17 protein-coding genes are annotated in these 16,945 nt (G+C 66.5%); 5 read left to right on the top strand and 12 right to left on the bottom strand.

Translation table 11 applies throughout. From position 1 onward, the window contains the following. Positions 1-70: 70 nt before the first annotated feature. The 5 genes from AQI94_RS38770 to AQI94_RS38790 all read left to right on the top strand — a co-directional run bounded on the left by AQI94_RS38770 (position 71) and on the right by AQI94_RS38790 (position 3,391). Positions 71-466 carry an SseB family protein gene (locus tag AQI94_RS38770; RefSeq protein WP_051831912.1) on the top strand — a complete coding sequence of 132 codons (396 nt, stop codon included), beginning with the start codon at positions 71-73 and terminating at the stop codon, positions 464-466. Between the two features lie 105 nt (positions 467-571). Continuing rightward, positions 572-943 carry a hypothetical protein gene (locus AQI94_RS38775; protein WP_158806158.1) on the top strand — a complete coding sequence of 124 codons (372 nt, stop codon included), beginning with the start codon at positions 572-574 and terminating at the stop codon, positions 941-943. Then, complete coding sequence (locus AQI94_RS38780; RefSeq protein ID WP_051831913.1) at positions 940-2,424, top strand: WXG100 family type VII secretion target; 1,485 nt, start codon at positions 940-942, stop codon at positions 2,422-2,424. Before AQI94_RS38775 ends, AQI94_RS38780 begins: the two co-directional genes overlap by 4 nt. Next, positions 2,421-2,831, top strand: coding sequence for a hypothetical protein (locus AQI94_RS38785; RefSeq protein ID WP_051831914.1), 411 nt, complete (start codon positions 2,421-2,423; stop codon positions 2,829-2,831). Before AQI94_RS38780 ends, AQI94_RS38785 begins: the two co-directional genes overlap by 4 nt. Further along, positions 2,828-3,391 carry a type VII secretion system-associated protein gene (locus tag AQI94_RS38790; protein WP_051831915.1) on the top strand — a complete coding sequence of 188 codons (564 nt, stop codon included), beginning with the start codon at positions 2,828-2,830 and terminating at the stop codon, positions 3,389-3,391. The genes AQI94_RS38785 and AQI94_RS38790 overlap by 4 nt, the downstream gene beginning before the upstream one ends. Positions 3,392-3,586: 195 nt before the next feature. Here AQI94_RS38790 and AQI94_RS38795 read toward each other — a convergent pair whose 3' ends face one another. The 12 genes from AQI94_RS38795 to eccB form a co-directional block, all read right to left on the bottom strand. Beyond that, positions 3,587-4,300, bottom strand: coding sequence for a hypothetical protein (locus AQI94_RS38795; protein WP_225890399.1), 714 nt, complete (start codon positions 4,298-4,300; stop codon positions 3,587-3,589). Continuing rightward, entirely contained in the window at positions 4,297-6,492 is a 2,196-nt protein-coding gene (locus AQI94_RS38800) for a DUF6571 family protein (protein WP_031038117.1), read from the bottom strand. Before AQI94_RS38800 ends, AQI94_RS38795 begins: the two co-directional genes overlap by 4 nt. 86 nt (positions 6,493-6,578) lie before the next feature. Next, positions 6,579-6,908, bottom strand: a complete 330-nt coding sequence (locus AQI94_RS38805) for a hypothetical protein (protein ID WP_225890400.1) — start codon at positions 6,906-6,908, stop codon at positions 6,579-6,581. 661 nt (positions 6,909-7,569) lie between these two features. Beyond that, complete coding sequence (locus AQI94_RS38810; RefSeq protein ID WP_051831916.1) at positions 7,570-8,655, bottom strand: S8 family serine peptidase; 1,086 nt, start codon at positions 8,653-8,655, stop codon at positions 7,570-7,572. Then, the gene (locus AQI94_RS38815; RefSeq protein WP_031038126.1) at positions 8,652-9,410 is read right to left on the bottom strand and encodes a hypothetical protein; all 759 of its coding nucleotides are present in this window, start codon (positions 9,408-9,410) and stop codon (positions 8,652-8,654) included. The genes AQI94_RS38810 and AQI94_RS38815 overlap by 4 nt, the downstream gene beginning before the upstream one ends. Positions 9,411-9,700: 290 nt before the next feature. Beyond that, positions 9,701-11,011 carry a S8 family serine peptidase gene (locus AQI94_RS43675; RefSeq protein WP_078902609.1) on the bottom strand — a complete coding sequence of 437 codons (1,311 nt, stop codon included), beginning with the start codon at positions 11,009-11,011 and terminating at the stop codon, positions 9,701-9,703. 84 nt (positions 11,012-11,095) lie between these two features. Beyond that, positions 11,096-12,502, bottom strand: a complete 1,407-nt coding sequence (locus AQI94_RS38820) for a PPE domain-containing protein (protein WP_062230241.1) — start codon at positions 12,500-12,502, stop codon at positions 11,096-11,098. Between the two features lie 52 nt (positions 12,503-12,554). After that, on the bottom strand, positions 12,555-12,878 hold the full coding sequence (locus AQI94_RS38825) for a hypothetical protein (RefSeq protein WP_031049980.1): 324 nt from the start codon (positions 12,876-12,878) through the stop codon (positions 12,555-12,557). Between the two features lie 2 nt (positions 12,879-12,880). Beyond that, complete coding sequence (mycP, locus tag AQI94_RS38830) at positions 12,881-14,125, bottom strand: type VII secretion-associated serine protease mycosin (protein WP_078902822.1); 1,245 nt, start codon at positions 14,123-14,125, stop codon at positions 12,881-12,883. 187 nt (positions 14,126-14,312) lie between these two features. Further along, on the bottom strand, positions 14,313-14,606 hold the full coding sequence (locus AQI94_RS38835; protein ID WP_007385065.1) for a WXG100 family type VII secretion target: 294 nt from the start codon (positions 14,604-14,606) through the stop codon (positions 14,313-14,315). A gap of 67 nt (positions 14,607-14,673) precedes the next feature. Further along, the gene (locus AQI94_RS38840) at positions 14,674-14,994 is read right to left on the bottom strand and encodes a WXG100 family type VII secretion target (protein ID WP_031049986.1); all 321 of its coding nucleotides are present in this window, start codon (positions 14,992-14,994) and stop codon (positions 14,674-14,676) included. 369 nt (positions 14,995-15,363) lie between these two features. Beyond that, the gene (gene eccB / locus AQI94_RS38845) at positions 15,364-16,932 is read right to left on the bottom strand and encodes a type VII secretion protein EccB (RefSeq protein ID WP_031049988.1); all 1,569 of its coding nucleotides are present in this window, start codon (positions 16,930-16,932) and stop codon (positions 15,364-15,366) included. Positions 16,933-16,945 lie beyond the last annotated feature (13 nt).

The following is a 16,945-nucleotide window of genomic DNA, read 5'->3' on the forward strand; positions in this document are numbered from 1 at the left end:
GCGGCCGTGAGAGCCTGTCCGCCCATGTCCACGGTGCGGGCCGGGCCACCGCCCATGATTGAATCGCCAAGTGATCATCGGTGCATCCGGCAGCACCTCCGCCGGCAACCTGCCCGCCGTGGTGGAGGCCGTCGCGCAGGGGGACGCCTCGCCACAGGAACTGCTCGACGCATGGCTGACCGCGACGGTGTTCTGCTCACGTCCGCAGCGCCCCGGTGTCCTGGTCGCCGAGATCGACGGCGGCCAAGTGGTGGGGGTGTGCACGTCGTTGGAGGCGCTGGCACGGTTCGCGGGGGCAGGCGACTGGTTCTCCACGACCGGGGCGGACCTTCTGTCGCAGCTGCCACCCGGGGTGGACATCGTCCTGGATCCGGCCGGGCCCCATCCTCTGCGTCTGAGCCCTGGCGCGCTGCGGGCCACGCCGACCCTGCGCCTGAACACCCTGAGCGGGAACGGAGATTCGTAAGCGGTGGTGAAGTCCTCACCTTTTGATCCCCAGGGCAGCAATGCGTCTTCCGGGGGCGGCCAGTTCTCCGTCGAGGTGGCGTATCTGTGCTCCATCATCACGCCTTTGCGTGAATCGATGGCCGCCGGCCGGCAGGTGAGTGACCATCCCGGTCGCCTGACGGCACACTTGGGCAACACCGGGTCGGAGAAGTTCACCGAGGCCGCCGAGCACTTCATCTCGTCATGGGGCTACGGCATGGACAGACTGGTCAAGGACGCCGACCTCATCGCGGACAGGCTGCAGCAGACCGCGGACGGTTACGCCGGTACGGACGAGCAGGTCGCCGACTCGATGCGCGGCGGGACCGCGACCGGCGGCAGCAGCGCGTCCCAGGGCCCGGTGACCGCCTGGGTACAGGCGCATGTCATCGAGCCGACCGGCATCGACGACCTCTCCCGCGACATCGATGACACGTGGAAGTCGGTGTTCGGATGAGCGGAACGATCGCGGCCGATGCGACCGTTCCCGATCTGGTCCCTGGTGCGCCCGCGGAGCTGGATCAGCTGGCCGCCGAACTCTCCCAGTACAGCCGGGCGTTCGCCGACTCCGCGCAGCGCTTGCGCGCACTGGACACCTCCAGCTGGTCCGGGGACGCGGCCGAGGGCTTCCGCAACGCGGTCGGCAAGCTCCCGGCCGGTCTGGAAAGGGCCCAGGAGGCGTTCGCCTCGGCGCGGCAGGCCGTCGATCACTACGCCGACGTACTCCGCCGGGCTCAGAAGGAAGCCGCGGCCGTCATCGACGACGCCGCGGAGGCTCGACTGGCCTCGCGCAAACACCGTTACGCGGTGGACGACTTCGAGCAGGCGCGGGCCCGCGGCGACGAGACGGCCGTACCGCCGCCCGGTACGGACCCGGGCGAAGCGGCCATGGCGGCTGCGACGGCACGACTGAACCGGGCCCGGGCACAGGTCGACGAGGCTGCCGACCGGGCGGACCGCACCCTGCGCACGGCCGCCGAGGCCGCCCCGGACAAGCCCGGGGCCCTGGACCGGCTCATGGGCTGGGGAAAGAGCTTCGCCGACGGCTTCGGCGAAGCCGGTCTCGACCTGCTGAAAACGGCCGTCAAAACCGACCCGTTCTACGCCCTGGTCGACCCGGAGGGCTTCCTCAAGCAGACGACCACCACGCTCGACGGGCTGGTCTGGGGCGCTCAGAACCCGAGGGAGTTCGCGAAGGCGGCCACGGACTGGAACACCTGGAAGACCGATCCGGCGCGAGCGCTGGGGCATCTGGGCCCGGACGCCGTGGTCGAGTTGCTCACCGGTGGAGTGGGCGGGGTCGCGACCAAGGCGTCGGCTGCCGCGCGGCGCAGCACCCACGCGCTGGAGGAGGGCGCCGAGGCGGCTCAGCACGCGTCGATCGCGGCCAGACGGGTCGATGACGCGGCGGACGCGGCCAGGAAGCTGGACCCGGACGACCCGCGCAGTCTGCCGGCCGCCGCCGACAAGAACGTCGACGTCGACAGCATCAAGAACCCGGTGTGGCGCGAGGGCCACGAGCCGCTCTACCGCAACGACAACCGGCACCCCTCCGAGATCTACGAGACGGGCTTCCACCCCCGTGACTCCTCGAACACCGACCTCCATGGCTATGTGCACGGCAACCATCCATCGGCCTTCGTGGGAACCACCACGAACCCGGATGCCAACTGGGTGTCCCGTTACCGGTACGAGGTCGACGCCCCCGGCGGTCTCGACGTCAACAAGACCATGCCGGACAACCCGTACCGCCATATCGACCAGGAAGTCGCCTTCCCCGGCGGAATCGACCGCAAGCACATCAAGGGGGCCTGGGAGATCCTGCCCGACGGTTCGAAGGGAGAATGGATGCCCAACCCCCACTACGAAGCGTCCACTCCGAAAACGCCTCCCAGTCCCCCACCCACCTCTTCCCTGCCCCATGGATGGACCCGATGAGCGGCTACCTGGTCCCCGACCGTTTCGATGTCATCGCCTACAACGCCGACCATCAGGCGTCCGCGATCCTGCGCTGGGTGGGTGAGAACCACGACTTCACCATGACCGCCGACGGTCCTTGGGGGCAGGTGAGCGGCAAAGGCGCCGACTGCTTCGACGCGCTGAGCAGGATTCGCGAGCAACTGGAACCCGCAGGGTGGTTCCTGGGCGTCAACGGCGCCCGCCGCGACACCTGGCCCTCCGGCTCCTGCCGTGGCGCCGGCGGATTCCTCGTCTGCCATCTCACCCCGGGCGTCCTGCCCAGGCGCGAGGACCTCATCCAGACCTTCCACGAGGCACCCCGGGAAACGCTGGCCACCGTTGCCGAGCAGATCCACTTCGAAGAGCAATGGAGAACGTCCCTGTGACCACGCCGTCCCCCAGCCCCGCCGTCCCCCCGGTCACGGAGGCCCTGCGCGCCCAGGCGGCCCGGCAACGCGGCGGCTACGTCTACGCGATCGACCCGTACTTCGACGCGGACGGCGCTGTCCCGCCGTACGGCATCGTGGGCGGCTGGTCCGTCGACGAGGCCGGTCAGCTCGTCGCCTTCAGCCACAACCCCAACTACCGCCCCTCCCCGGTGGCGTTGGAGTTCCCCGCCCCGCCCAGCGCCCTGGACGCCGCCATGCAGAAGGCCGTCACCGGCTATGCGGGCGAGGAGGAGCTGCTCTCCGCCTTTGGCGAGGCCACGCTCATGCTCTTCGCGCAGGAGGGGCAGCAGGGCTTGTACACGGTCACCGAGAACGACGGCAGCCGATACGTCCCCGCCTTCACGCACCCCGCCCACGCCCCCGAGTCCTGGCACCAGTGGCACCACACCACTGGGCGGCAACTCGCGGTCGCAGGCGTCCCGGTACGCCTCAATCCCGGCCACCGCATCAGCCTGACGATCCCGGTCGAGGCACTGCGGCAGCTGGGCGACCGGTGACCCCGGCTGTCTGAGGCCACGGGTCAGGTCCTGGCCGGTGCGGAGCAGCCGTGCCGCGCAGCCGACCGCTCCGCGAAGTGGGCCAGATCCGCATGCTCCTGCTTGGTGAGCGGGTCCGAGGTGAACATCAGGCGGCGTCTGCTGTTCTCACCTCGGAGGCGCCGGAGAACCCGCTCGGTGAGGCCCATGTCGCTCTCAGCCGCCCGAAGCGCCAGGGGACGGCGACCCCGTTGCTGCCGCCGAGGGGGATGCCGAGCACTTGAAGACATCGTCACCGAGGTAGTTCGTGGCGATCGTCAGGGCAGAGACGAATGCCTTGGTCAGGGAGTCGTCGAGGGTCCGCGCCGGGGGCGGCTCCTTCACCTCGATCTCGAGCAGGGCCTGATCGCTCGACTCGTCACCCGGAACGGCACAGGGCAGGGCCAGCCACGCCCGGTTCTGGTTCACGTTGCCCTTGGCCACCTGCACCTTGGGGGTCTCCAGGTATCCGGTGGTCGAACCGACCTTGAAGGTCTTGACGGTGGACGGGCCCGGAGACCTGTACTTGTCGAGGTCGTCGATGCTGTCCAGGTGCCAGAGGTAGTCGATCTCCACAGAGTGCTTCGCGCCGTAGACGTAGCATCTGCCGCCCGCGGTCCACTTCTTGGGGCTGAAGTCGTGAACCTCCTCGGAGGTCACACCGCCCTCTCCCGCGAGGGTCGGGAAGGCGTCGCCGCGGAGCTTGCCGTCGCACACGGACGTACTGCGGGCCTCCGTCTTGTCGTCGCCTCCGCTGCTGCATCCGGCTACGACCAGCGTCGCCGTGACGGCTGCGACGACGAACGGCCAGAGCTTGCGCCGTGGTTCGGAAGGGGTGCGTGGTTCGGGAAGGGTGCGTGGTTCGGGAAGGGTGGGCACTGTCTTGATCACCGTCCGCTGGTGGAGGAGTTCCAGGTGGTTCCGGCCGCGTACCCGTCCTCCGACGCCCGCGCCGCGGCTTCGGCATACACGTTGATGTCCTTGTCGGACATCTGCGCACCGGAGTGCGCTATGGCTTGCCGCAGCGATTCCGCGCTCGAAGCCCTGACTGCTTCCCTGCCCTCGGCGTAGCGCTCGCTCGCCTCGTGCTTCGCCTCGTCCACGGTGTCCTGCTGCACCTGCTCCACGACGAGTGCCTGGATGTCCTCAACGGCCCATCCCGCGATCGTTCCCACGATCGGCGCCGCGGTGTTGGTCGCCGCGCCGACGGCCATCCCCAGGCCCCGGCCCGCCCATTTGTCGCCCAGGGCCACGGCGTCGTTGAACTCCTTGTCCGACGCCGAATGCTCCTCGAAGATCGCCTGGTCCCGTGCATCGCTGAGGATGCCGGCGACGACGCCGCCCGGGTGGGCGACGTTTTCCATCGCGGTGGCCATGTCCGAAGGGTTGCTCTCGGCCACCTGCTGCATCCAGATCGCGGTGTTGGCCTGCGAGGCCTCGGTGATCGCGACATAGGCGTCCGGGTCCCGACCGACCGTCGCGAGGAACGGCTGGAGCTTGCCCGTGTCCAGGTTGGCCTCCGCCCCGAAGGACTTGATCGTGCCCTGCTCATTGCCGATGGAGGCCTGGACGTCCGCCATGTACTCGGCCGTCATGTTGCCGAGGCTGTCGCGCAGTTCTTCCCGAGGAGACCCACTGGCCAGCCCGGGATCACCGCCGACCGTGTCGACCACGTGACTCATGAGGGCCGCGCGCTCGGCGGTGTGCTTGACCGGAGCGCCGTCGTCGTCGAACGGCCGACCCGAGGTCGCGGACTCCATGGCGTGGCCGAGGTTGTTGTATCCGCTGGGGTTGGCGGGATCGCCCGTGTAGCCCGGGCCTTCAGGCCAGTGCCGGTCCTTGAGCAGGTAGTCGAGATGATCGACCTTCTCGCCGTCAATCGTGGCGTCGGACGTGAGGAACTCCGTGGAGGCGTCCGGGTTGTGCCCCAGCGCGTCCATGAAGCCGGTCATCGGGTCGAGCGCCCCGATGTTGGTCGACCCCAGCGTCCGCGGGTATCCCCAGTAGGCGTCCGGGTTCTGTCCGGCGTTGGCGCCGTTCTTCTCCGCGGTGATGAGCGCGTCGCCGTAGTCCTGCAGGAAGTCCTTGTCCCACTTGCCCTCGCCCATCAGGCTGCTGGTGAGCTGGTAGCCGCTGAGGCCGTACGGCGACTCGGTGGGGTTGGCGTTGAAGTCGCGCTGGCCGGCCTTGAGGAGGTCGTTCTGGAACTTGGTGATCTCGGGGTCGGGACCGCCCTTGCGGTGGTCGTCCGACGTGGTCGCCGTACCGATGGTGGTGCCCAGGTTCGCCTTGAGCTGCTTGAGTTGGGCCAGCTGCTCCTTGGAGAGCGTGGTTCCGGCCGGCGGGCTCATGAGTTCGTTGTACTTGCTCAGCATGTTCTCGCCGCCGGTCTTGACCGCGAACTCCCGTGAGAACTCGGGGTCGTTCTTGTTGGCGGAGAGCAGCAGGTTGAGCTTGGTGATCTCGGCGTCGGAGAGCCGGCCCTTCTTGTTCATCAGGGCGGACGCCTGGTCGGCCTCGACGGAGTCGAGGGTGGTGTAGACGCTGGTGTTGAAGGACTGGCTGTCGCCGTTGGCGTCCCGCTCCAGGGCCGAACTGGCCGCCTCGTCGGCGGCGGTGGCCACTTCCAGGACCCGCGTCAGCCGGGAGACGATCGAGTCCAGCTTCTTCTTGCGCTCCTCGGCGAAGCCGGGCGAGGCGGAGGCGGTCGGGCTGTCCTGCCGGGGGTCGACGTCCTCGACGCGGCCGTCGTCGGAGACCTTGTAGTGGTCGTTGCGGGCCTCGTCGAGGAGGGCGTGCAACTGCTTCTGGGAGGCGGCGAATTCGCCGTGCGCGTCCAGCAGCAGCTTGGCGATGCGCTCCGCCTCGGTGGCGGCGTTCTCGTACTCCGTACGGGCCTTGCCCATGGTGACGAAGGCGGCGTCGGCCGCGTCCCCGTCCCAGTGGCCCTTGAGGTGGTTGACGACCCGCTGCTCGAACTCCCGCTGCAACGCCTCGTACTTGGCCGGCAACGCCTTCCAGGAGGCGGCGGCATCGGCCAGCGGGCCGAGGTCGGCCTTGTCGAGGTAGGGGATGGACACCATGTGCGACTGCTCCTTGTGAGGGGGTTCAGGTCCGACTCGACGGGCTCACCCGGGCGGCACCACTACGGCGGCCCGGGCGGCCCGACTCACCCGAAGGGGGTGCTGATCGAGTGCTGTCGGGCCTGTTCCTCCTGCTCGGTGCGGGTGTAGTGACCGGTGGTGGTGTGCAGCTTGTCGCTGATCTCCTGGAGCAGGTTCTTGAGGTTGATCACCTGCGACCCCCAGCGGACGTCCATCGTCACCAGGGAGCCGGCGGTGGCCCAGGAGCCCGCCTCGGCCATACCCCCGGCGCTGTGCTTGTTCAGCCCGCGGGATGCGCTCAGGCAGTCGTCGTCGGCACCGTTGTCGACGTTCTCGGTGTCCCCTCGCAGCTCGACGAGCGCGTTGGCGGCCTCGTCGAGGCGCTGGGTGTCCACATTGGTTCCACCGCCACCGCCGCCCCCTCCACCTCCGTCCGCCGGCACGGAGTTCAGCCGCATCTGAGTGGATCCGCTGTGCTGCGGCGCATCGAAGGGAGTACTCATCCCTTGTCCCATCCCCGTGGTGAAAGTGGTGGGCATGCCCGGTTCGCTCACTCCACCGCGGGGTGCGTTGCATCCGTACGACGTGAGGTGCCCACTTCGGCCGGGTCGTGCGCTCGGCTCCGTAGGCAAGGACATGCCAATCAAGCAGGGCGAAGATACCGGATCTTCCATTGCGTGGACCACCGGTCACCGGACCGTGAGACGCAAAATGGCTTGGCGGGCATGCCCGCCAAGCCATGAGCCGTCGATCGACCGCTGACACCCCTCGGAAGGCGCCTTCACGCTCGAATGGCTACTCGCACGCAACCGAGTGAGGATTCCACCGAATTGCTTGAACCGCGGCGCTACTGCCGAGGCGGCCACTGGCCAGGCGGTGGAGTGGGCTGCTGGTATGGATTCTGCTGCGGCGGAGCGGGCTGCTGGTACGGGTTCTGCTGGGGCAGAGCAGACGGCTGGAGGGATTGCGCATAGGCGGCAGGACCGAGGGGCTCGACACCCCAGGACCCTTGCGCCTGCACTCGACGACCGCTCTTGAACAGCCAGAAGCCGCCGATCATGAGGATGAGGGTGATGAGAGCTCCGACGGCCGAAACGCCGACCTTGAAGGAGTCCACCCCCTGCGAATACGTCTTGGGTGTGCCGTCGTCTCCGGGTCCGAAGTCCCCGTCTCACCGACTACCACCTTCTTTTCCGGAGTGAGCTTCGCCGCAGCCTGCAGTGCCGCCTCGGCATTGATCACCCCGTATCCGGTCTCCGCACTGTATCCACGGGCGGCATGTGAAGCAGTCCGCTCAAGGACGGCTTCCACCTGGCGCGGCGTGAGATCTGGGTACTTCGAGACGATCAGCGCGCTCACGCCCGCAGCCAGGGCGCAGGCTGCCGATGTTCCCTCACCGGACGTACGGCCGCTGGAGCGGGAATCCGCTTCGTTGATCGCAACGCCCGGAGCCGCGATGTCGATGTAGGAATGCACGGACGAGAACGACGCGCGCGAACCGTCCTGGGTCGAAGCGGCGACTGTGATGAGGCCCGGGTAGGCGGAGGGGTACGAAATGCCGTTGTCATGCCCTGCCTGCTTGTCCCCCAGGTTGCCGACTGCTCCGAGAAGCGTGACGCCCTTCGACAGGGCGTAATCGATGGCTTTCAGATCCTTCACTTCGTAACTGTCAAAGAGCGTCCTGGATCCGATGGACATGGAGATGACATCGGCTCCGTGGTCCGTTGCGTAGGTGATCGCCTGCGAAACCGCGTCAGGGTTGCTCAGGCGGCCACCCTGGTAGTTGGGGTCGTCCTCATCTCGGATCACCCGCAGGCCGAGGATCTTCGCTTGGGGAGCGACGTCGAGGACACTGGAAGCCATCGCCGTCCCGTGCTCGCCGTACCACGGCTGGGACTTGTCATTCGCCTTGAGGAAATCCGGCCCCTCGGTGGCACGGCCTTTCAGCACTGGATGGTCGGTGCGGATGCCGGTGTCAATGACCGCCACGGTGACACCCTCCCCCTGGCTGATCGCGTGGGCGGCCGGCACGGACATGGTGGAGAGTTCCCAGCCATGTGGTGGAGCGGCGGACGCGGTGGGCGCGGCGCTCAAGGTGAGGGTCGCCGTCAGAAGGGTGCCCGTAACGATGTGCTTGATCACTTCCCCAACACCGTCCTCCGCAGGTCCTCGGCATAGATGGTCGCGAGCGCCTGTGCGGTCTTCCTGTAGGGCTGCCGTTCCTCCCAGCCGATGAAAGTCCAGGGTTCAGGCAGCTGACCGACCGGACGTGCGGGGTCGGTGGGTCCGGTGGTGATGGTCACGGCATAAGGCGAATCAGGCATGAAGACCTGTGTCGAAGCGCCCCCGATGCCCATCTTCTCGCTCCAGCCGGCAGCCTGTGTGCCAGGAACGGTAAAGGGGCGGACCGTCGGCGCTCGACCCGAACCCACGGCGTCGCTCTGGATTCTCTCGATCTTGGAATCCACGGCGTTTGCGGCCGCGGGCGAATCCGCTACGACAAGTCCGACGGTCGCGGCCATTTCGCCGCTCAGGTCAGTGTAGGTCGCTCGGAGTACGACCTTGCATCCGTTGGCCGTCACATCCCTCGCGAGATCAGCGGTGAACGCCGCCCCGCAGGAAGTATTTTTGGAAATCCCCTGGCGTGCCCAAACGCTGGCATCGTTGCCGACGGTCTCGCTGGTGAGGCGAGCGGGAAAAATCTCATCGCTTTGCAAATTGTGCCACGCTTTGGGGATGAAAGCGTCGTTCGAGTTGCGCTCGCTGGAACTCTGAATGGTCTTGTAGACGGTCAGGGCCGTACCCAGGAGCGGAATAATGCCGAACAGGATCAGCAGGATCCCGAATACTCTGCGGGTCCCACCTTTCGATTTAGCCTGGGGAGTCGGCTGGTACACCGATGCAGGATACGGCATCCCGTGAGAAGAATTACCGTAGTGGGGAGAATCGGGATGGATGTGCCCTGGAGGCGGCTGACTGGATTGCACTGACTTCCCTTTGCGTTAGCACAACCGAATGCAACCGTATGTGCCATCATTGCGCGCGCGATGTGACTACGGTCGGCGTCGATTGCCATGTAATCCCATGGCCCCAGCGGGCGGCCGAGCGATTCCTCGGCCGCCCATTGCAGTACGGGCGCGGCGCTCACCGGCGCCCCGCCCGTTTTAACGATCCAGGCCGTTCCCGGCTACTGCTGCGGCGGCCACTGACTGTGGGGCGGCGAGGGCTGCTGGTACGGGTTCGGCTGTGGCGGGGCGGGTTGCTGGTACGGGTTCTCGTGCGGTGCGGCGGGCTGCTGGCCGTATTGAGGGTGACTCGCGGGGCCACCAGGGCCGCCCCTGTTGTTCTTGTTCCGCTTGGACGCCCTGACGACCAGGAAAACAATCAGACCGACAACAGCAAGGCCCACGGCACCGATGGCAGCCCAGATGAGCATGGCTTTGTTGTCAGCCTTTTCTTGTTCTGCGTCGGCGGCGTTGGGGCTAGAAGCGGCCGGCTTGCCCTTCAACGACTCCGGAACGACAAGCGGACCGTACTTTGAGCCAACAGGAATGTCATCCTTCAGTGCGGCGACGGGCTGAATAATGCCATAGCCGTAGCTCTTGTCCGGAAGAGACAACCCCTTCTCGACGTCGGGCAGAACTGCCGTCTTTACAAGACGATTGGCAATCTGGCCTGCTGTCAAGTCAGGAAACTTTGAACGCAAGAGTGCAGCAGCAGCCGAGGTGAAGGCAGTTGCGTCGGACGTGCCATTCCCGCTGACATACGTACTGCCGGTCCCTTTTGCCGAGACAATGTTGGTACCGGGAGCCACCAGGGAAACTTGGGAACCAGAGTTTGACTTCTCCCAGATCTGCCCATCGTTCTTTACGGCACCCACGCCCAGCGCGCCCGGAGCCGACGCTGGATAACACTTGCTTGAGTTGCCATCGTTCCCCGCGCCACCGATAACCAGCACATCATGGCTCAACGCATAAGCTACCGCCTCAGAGACTTTATCCACATCTTCTTGAGAGCTCGAGTCAAAGCATTGCGAAACGTTGACTACAGAGGCACCGTGATCGACTGCATATCGAATGGATACATCCATACCGGGCCCGCCCGTACCGAACTCTCGAATGGGTAGAATCTTCGCCTCGGGCGCCAACCCGATCACGCCATCGTTTGCGCCATGGCCATGCGCAGCAATGATTGCTGCCATCGCTGTGCCGTGATCATCACCAACAGCTGGGGTGGGGCTCCCCCCGTCCATAAAGTCTTTTCCCGCGAGGACGTTTCCTTGAAGGTCGATATGACTAGCGTTGACGCCATCATCGATAAGGGCAACCGTTACGCCACCGCCTTTGGAAATCTTCCAGGCGGATTCGGCATTGAGTGCTTTCAGCGCCCACTGGTCTTCCCTAATCTGATCCGCCGCCGCAAGCGGAGCAGCAGCAAAAAGCAGCGCACTGACCGTTGCACCGCAAGTCACCGAGCGAAGTACCGCAGTGAAGCCCATCCGTGTGTCCTCTCCAAGGTCAGTGCGGGGACGCTGCCGTGCACGTCCCCGCACCTTCCTACCAGCTGCGGCTAGCCGCGTGACTTACTCCTCGATGACGCGGGGCGCCACGTTGGTCTGGGGGGTCCAGGTCTCCTCGTCCTCGACGAGGTAGTCGGGACGCTCGCCCTCGCGCTGCTCGTCTTCCTTGCGTCGCCCAGTACGCGAGCCGGGAGCGCCTGCGATGCCGCCCTTGCGGACAGCGCTCGCGCCCTTCCCCGCGGCGCCGCGACTGCTGTGCAGCCCCGAGCCTCCGGCAGTGCCCCTACCAGCGCCTGCACCGGACTTGGGCGTGCCACCGACTACGCCACCTCGAGCCGTGCCTCCGACCCGCCCGGCCGCGCCCTTGGCGGCACCCGCGCCGCCAACACCACCAGCGCCGGCTCGGCCTGCCATACCGCCGGTGCCAGCGCCTGCGGCGGCACGGCCGATCATGCCGCCGCGAGCTGCGCTGGCGCCAGCCGCTCCACCGACCGCGCCGCCAACAAAGCCAGCACCCCCTCCGAAGCCGCCGCCACCAGCAGTTCCGCCGCCAACCGCACCGACGCCACCAACCGTGGGCCCTCCGGTGCGACCGCCTGCAATACCGTCAATCGCTGTACCGACGTTGCCGGTCGGCACAGTCGGCTTGTGCGCCCCGCCAGTGACACCTGAAGGCGGAGTCACAGGCTTCGATGTACTGATGGTGCTCGTCCCGGCGGTCCGAGCTGTACCTGATGACACATTCTGGGGGCTGCGGGGTGAGCGTGCCGTCGGCATGATTACCGGCGTAGGAGCGATTCCACCGGGATCACCCGGGTAGTCGGACTCGTCACCCACGCCAGGCCTCTTCTGCCACGACCCGATAGCCTTGGCCTGAGAGTTGTAAGAAGCCCCCAACGTCTCCATCTTCGCAGCCATCTTCAGCTGCGCTTCCCGGCCCGCCGAAAGGTCGTCCTCGTTCGCGTTGAGGGCGTCCTGGGCACCCTTTCCAGCAGCCAGGTCCTTCTTGAGGCCATCGTCGCTGCGAGTGAAGCCGTCTCCCAGGCTGTTCATCGCGCTGGAAAGCTTGCTCGGCTTCTCCATCGCCATGACTTCGGGCTTGATGAGGCCCAGAGTGTGGCCCGCGTTCGCCATCGCCGTCGAGGTGTGACTGGCGTACTTAGCGGTGTCGCTGATGCTCTTGCTGACCTGCTTGGCCTTGGCAGCAAACCTGTCGGCTGCGGCCCCCTTCCAGTGTTCCTGGATGCGGGCCACTTCTTTCTCGAACTCCGACTGGATGCTCGCCAGCTGTGTCGACAGTCCCATCCAGCCCTTGGCCACGCCTGAGACGAGTTCAGGCTTGGCATGCTGAACCATGGCCTTCATCTCGTCCATGTCCTTGCCGCCGGCGAAGGGCGTGGTGTGCTTCTCGTTGAAGCACATGTTCATCTCGGTGTAGTCGTAGTCGATCTGACCGTCGCTCTCAGCCATGCCCCTGTGCCCCCTCGTTGATTCGCACCTCAGCCATCACCATGTTCATGGATCACTGCTTTCCCGCGTTGGGGAAACTCGCCTGGGCGTCGTAGTCAGAATCCTGGTAAGCCCCGTGGGCATACTTCGTCTTCTGGCCGAACTCGTCCATGACGGAATTGAGGTACTTCACAGCATCCTCGATATACGTCTTGATCTCGTTGTGAGCGCTGGCGAGCTTTTCCGCCTCGTCGAAGCCCGTTCCCAGGGCACCTGCCGGAAGGTAGGTGTTGGTCTTCGAGTCGGTGTCCGCCTTGCCGAGATCACCGAGGACTCGGTTCAGTGCAGTGACAGTCTTCTCGAGCTCGTCGAGATCGACCCTTACTTCTTCAGCCATGCTCAGCTCCCCGTTGACTCCACGTTGTTACCCACACCCTGCTTGCGTCGCCAGTCGCTCAGGACCCGGCCGCCCCCGAACAGCAGCAGCACCAAGGCGAACCCCGCGGCGACCACGTACAGCGCGTACCGCTCCGTCCGTTGCTGCTCGGACTCGCCGAGGACCAGTGTCGCGGCCTGGACGTCGGCGGAGTCGCCCGCGGGGCCTGCCGAGTCCGGCTTCGGGCCGTCGGCCGAGGGCGTCGTCGTGTCGTCGTTGACCGCGGCCGCCGGGTCGATGACGCCCCAGCCCACGAAGTCGTCGCGGCCCGCCTTGGTCCGGTCCGCCGTCTGCTCGATCTGGGTGATGACCTGCTTGTAGTTCCAGTCCGGGTGCTTGGCGCGGATCAGGGCCGCGACACCCGAGACGTACGGCGCCGCGAAACTCGTGCCCTGGTCGACGCAGTTGCCACCCACCGGGACCGTCGAGACCATGTCGATGCCCGGTGCCGCGACACCCACGAACGGGCCGGACTGGGAGAAGGGGGCACGGGCGTTGTTGCGGTCGGAAGCCGCGACCGCCAGCACGCCCGGATAGGCCGCCGGGTACGTCTCCTTGACCTTGCCGTCCGCGCCGTCGTTGCCGGCCGCCGCGACGATCAGGGCATCCTTCTCGTCCTGCGCGTACTTGATGGCCTGCCGGAAGGCGGTGTCGACGACCGGGTCCATCTTCGAGGCGGTGTCCTGCGAGATGTTGATGACCTTGGCGCCGGCGTCGGCCGCGTACTTGATCGCCTTGATCATCGTGCCGACGTTGCCGCTGCCCTGGTCGTCGTTCTGACGGATCGGAATGATCGTCGCTTCCGGAGCGAGGCCGATGAAGCCCGTGCCGTCGAGCTTGCGGGCGGCGATGATCCCCGCGACCTTGGTGCCGTGGCCCACCGTGGGATCGGTCTTGCCGGTGCCGCCCTTGTGCAGGTAGTCCGTGCCGTTGGCGACGGCGCCCTTGAGCTGGGCGTTGACGGTGTCGACACCGGTGTCGATGACGGCGACCTTGACGCCCTTGCCCTTGGTGTCCTGCCACAGCTGGTCGAGGACCACGCGCTGCAGCGACCAGGGCGTTCCCTTGATGATGTCGGACGGGAACGAGCAGCTGGTGTCGTCGACCTGGAAGCGCACGTCGTCGTCGGTCAAGGTGGTCCGCACGCGCTCGGCGGCGGCGATCGGTGTGGCCCCCGCCAAGGGCAGCCCACAGGCCAGAACCGCCACGGCGGCGGTGCCTGCGGCGCTCCGACGCGCGACGCGCGATGCCCCGGATCCCACTGTCTTACGTCCTCCCGTTTTGTTTCTGTACGGGACGCATGAACCTGCTATGAGCCGAAAAGTCCATACGCCCCGTGAACCGCCGATGGGGGCGGATGCGCGAACGCACACCCGCCCCCATCAAGCGATCACGTCAGCCGCCCCAGATCTGGGCGTTCTTCGACTCGGTCGCCTGGTAGTTCTGGGCGGCGCTGTCGAGCGCCTTGGCGATGGCCTCCAGCGTCTGCTGCATGGAGGCGGCACGCTGGTCCCACTCGGCCTGCTTGGCGCGGTAGGACTCCTGCGCCGAGCCTTCCCAGCTGGCGGAGATGCGCTTGACGCCGCTCTCCAGCTCGTCAAGCTGCGTACGGATCTTGCCCGCAGTGCTGCGGACGTCCTGCGCGGCCTGGGAGATCGTGGCGAAATTTACAAGAATCTGCCCGGACATCTCTTCTATGTCTCCTCGGATGTGTGGATGGTCGGTCACGGCCGTGCGCAGCGGCGCACGGGTCCGATCATCCGAAGGGGGACGAGGCCGCGATGTTCTGGATGGACGCGCGCTGCTCCTCTTCCGAGGCGGCGTAGGACTTGGTGCTCTGGTCGATCGCTTCCTTGATGTCGTTCAAGATCTGGTTGATCTTGTTGGCATCCTGGTTCACCTGCGACTGCAGGTTGTTGTACGCGGTGGCCGCCGAGCCCTTCCAGCCGCCCGTGATCGTGTCGATCACGGTCTGCAGGCGGGAGATTTCGCCCTGGATCGAGGAGTTGACCGAGGAGATCTTGCCGCTGAACGCGACCATCTCCTCCTCGGTCATGGTGAACTGCTGTCCAGCCATGTTGTGTCCCCCATGAGACGTAGGAGTTCTGAGTAGACCCGCACTCGGACCACCGCCGCCGAGAGGCGGCAGGCGTACCCAGTCTGGTCCGGCACCACTCTAGACGCATCCGCCGACAGAACGAACATCCGAAGGGTTCTGTAGCAAGATCGCGATGAACTCAACTCACCTTTTTCACAAGATGTTTGCTACGCGCGCGCGACGCGCGTGATGTAAGGCCCGCCGCACTCCGGCAGGACACCCGAACCCACCGCGCGAACCGCTCGCAAACCGCCCGGAATGCACCCGGAGACACCACGAGGGCCCTCCCCCGGGCCGACCGGCCTGGAGCAGAGCCCTCGTTGCGGGTGGACACCCGTCTACGACCCTCTAAGACCCCTGCGCCTGCTCCGCGTTGCCGCTGCTGAGCTCCGGTCCCGCGGCCAGCAGGTCAGCCCACGCGGCCGGTACCGGCACCGGCTTGATCTTGCCGTAACCGAGCCTGACCTGGGCGGTGTTGGTGTTCTGCTGGCCCTCGACCTTCTCGCCGCCGGTGACCTGGCTGTCGTTGGTGGCGGGGACCGAGTAGCGCAGACCGGTGTCGGTGACGAGGAAGGTGCTGCCGCCACCCGCGTCGGCACCCGTCAGGCGCTTGAACAGCAGGCCGCTGCCGGGCGAGACGTACGTACGGGAACCGCTCTGGGAGAGGTCCTTCGGGTAGTCCTGGCCGGACCACACCGTCATCATCGGCAAGCCGGTCCGCTCGTTCTTCTGGCCGCCGTGCCAGACGTTGCACGAGATCTTGTTGCCGCCCGGCTCCCAGTACGTGTTGGCCTGCACCACCGGCTGGTCGGGCCAGCGCATCTCGTCCATCCACTCGCCGGTCTCCGGATGGATGTCGTTGAAGCCGACCTCCACCGCCGCCGGCGTCCGGCCCCCGTACACGGAGCTGATGAAAGGACTGCGCATCCACATCTGCGCCGCGAACTCGGACACGGGCTGGACCTTGCCCTTGAGCACGATGTACTTCTGCTTCCCGGCGCCGGAACCGGCCTCGAGAATCATGCCCACCTTGGACAGTTCGGGAGCGAGTCCCTCGACATTCGCGTCCGCCCCGGCCTGGTCCGCCATGTTGGGGAACACGAGGTCTCCCGCGATGTTCAGCGTCTTGAGGAAGTCCGGGCTGACGCTCTGCGGCTGCTTGCCGTCGCCGAACACGGCCCGCTCGATGTCCTGGAGCGAGTTCTTGCTGGCGAGCCGCCAGGCCTTGCCGCCGATCAGATAGGCGCTCCCGTCCGCGGTGACCATGTAGCGCGGACCGTTCCCGCTGAGCGAGCTGGGGTCCTTCGGGCCCTCGATGTACAGCACCTGGCGCTGGTTGAGCTCGCTCTTGGTGTGCAGCAGCTTGCCGTAGTCGCTCTTGTCCAGCACGTACGTCGCGCTGATGGGCTGTCCGTCCTGGCCCGGGGACTGGCACAGCGCCCAGGTCTTGACCGTCTCCGCGTCCGACGCGGACGGCAGCCGGTCCGGAGCGAACGGAATACCCACGGTCGCGCCCATCGGGTACTTGCTGTTGTCGAGCACCGACTCCTTGATCTTCATGACCTGGGGGTTCTCGCCGCTCAGCAGGAGCCTGGCGGAGGCGAGGTTGAGGACCGGGTGCAGGCTGAGCTTGTTCTCGCCCTTGGTCTTCACCAGCACATAGCGCGTCGTCGACTCGCTGCCGACGAGGATGTTCTTGCCCTGGCTGTCCCAGCCCTTCGGCGCGGTCGGGCTGAGCATGCCCCAGGCGCCGAACCCGATGAGCACCAGCGCCGCCACACCGAGACTCGGCAGGACCGTCTTGAGGGGGCGCGGCGCGGCCTCTTCCGAACCGTGCGGAGACGGCTGAAGAAACGCCGCCACCGTGCGCCTGCGCGCGAAGGAGTAAGCGTTCAGCTCATCCCGACGTGTCGCCATCGATGGGTCAACT

Source organism: Streptomyces pseudovenezuelae, from assembly GCF_001513955.1.
Classification (GTDB): Bacteria; Actinomycetota; Actinomycetes; order Streptomycetales; family Streptomycetaceae; genus Streptomyces; species Streptomyces pseudovenezuelae.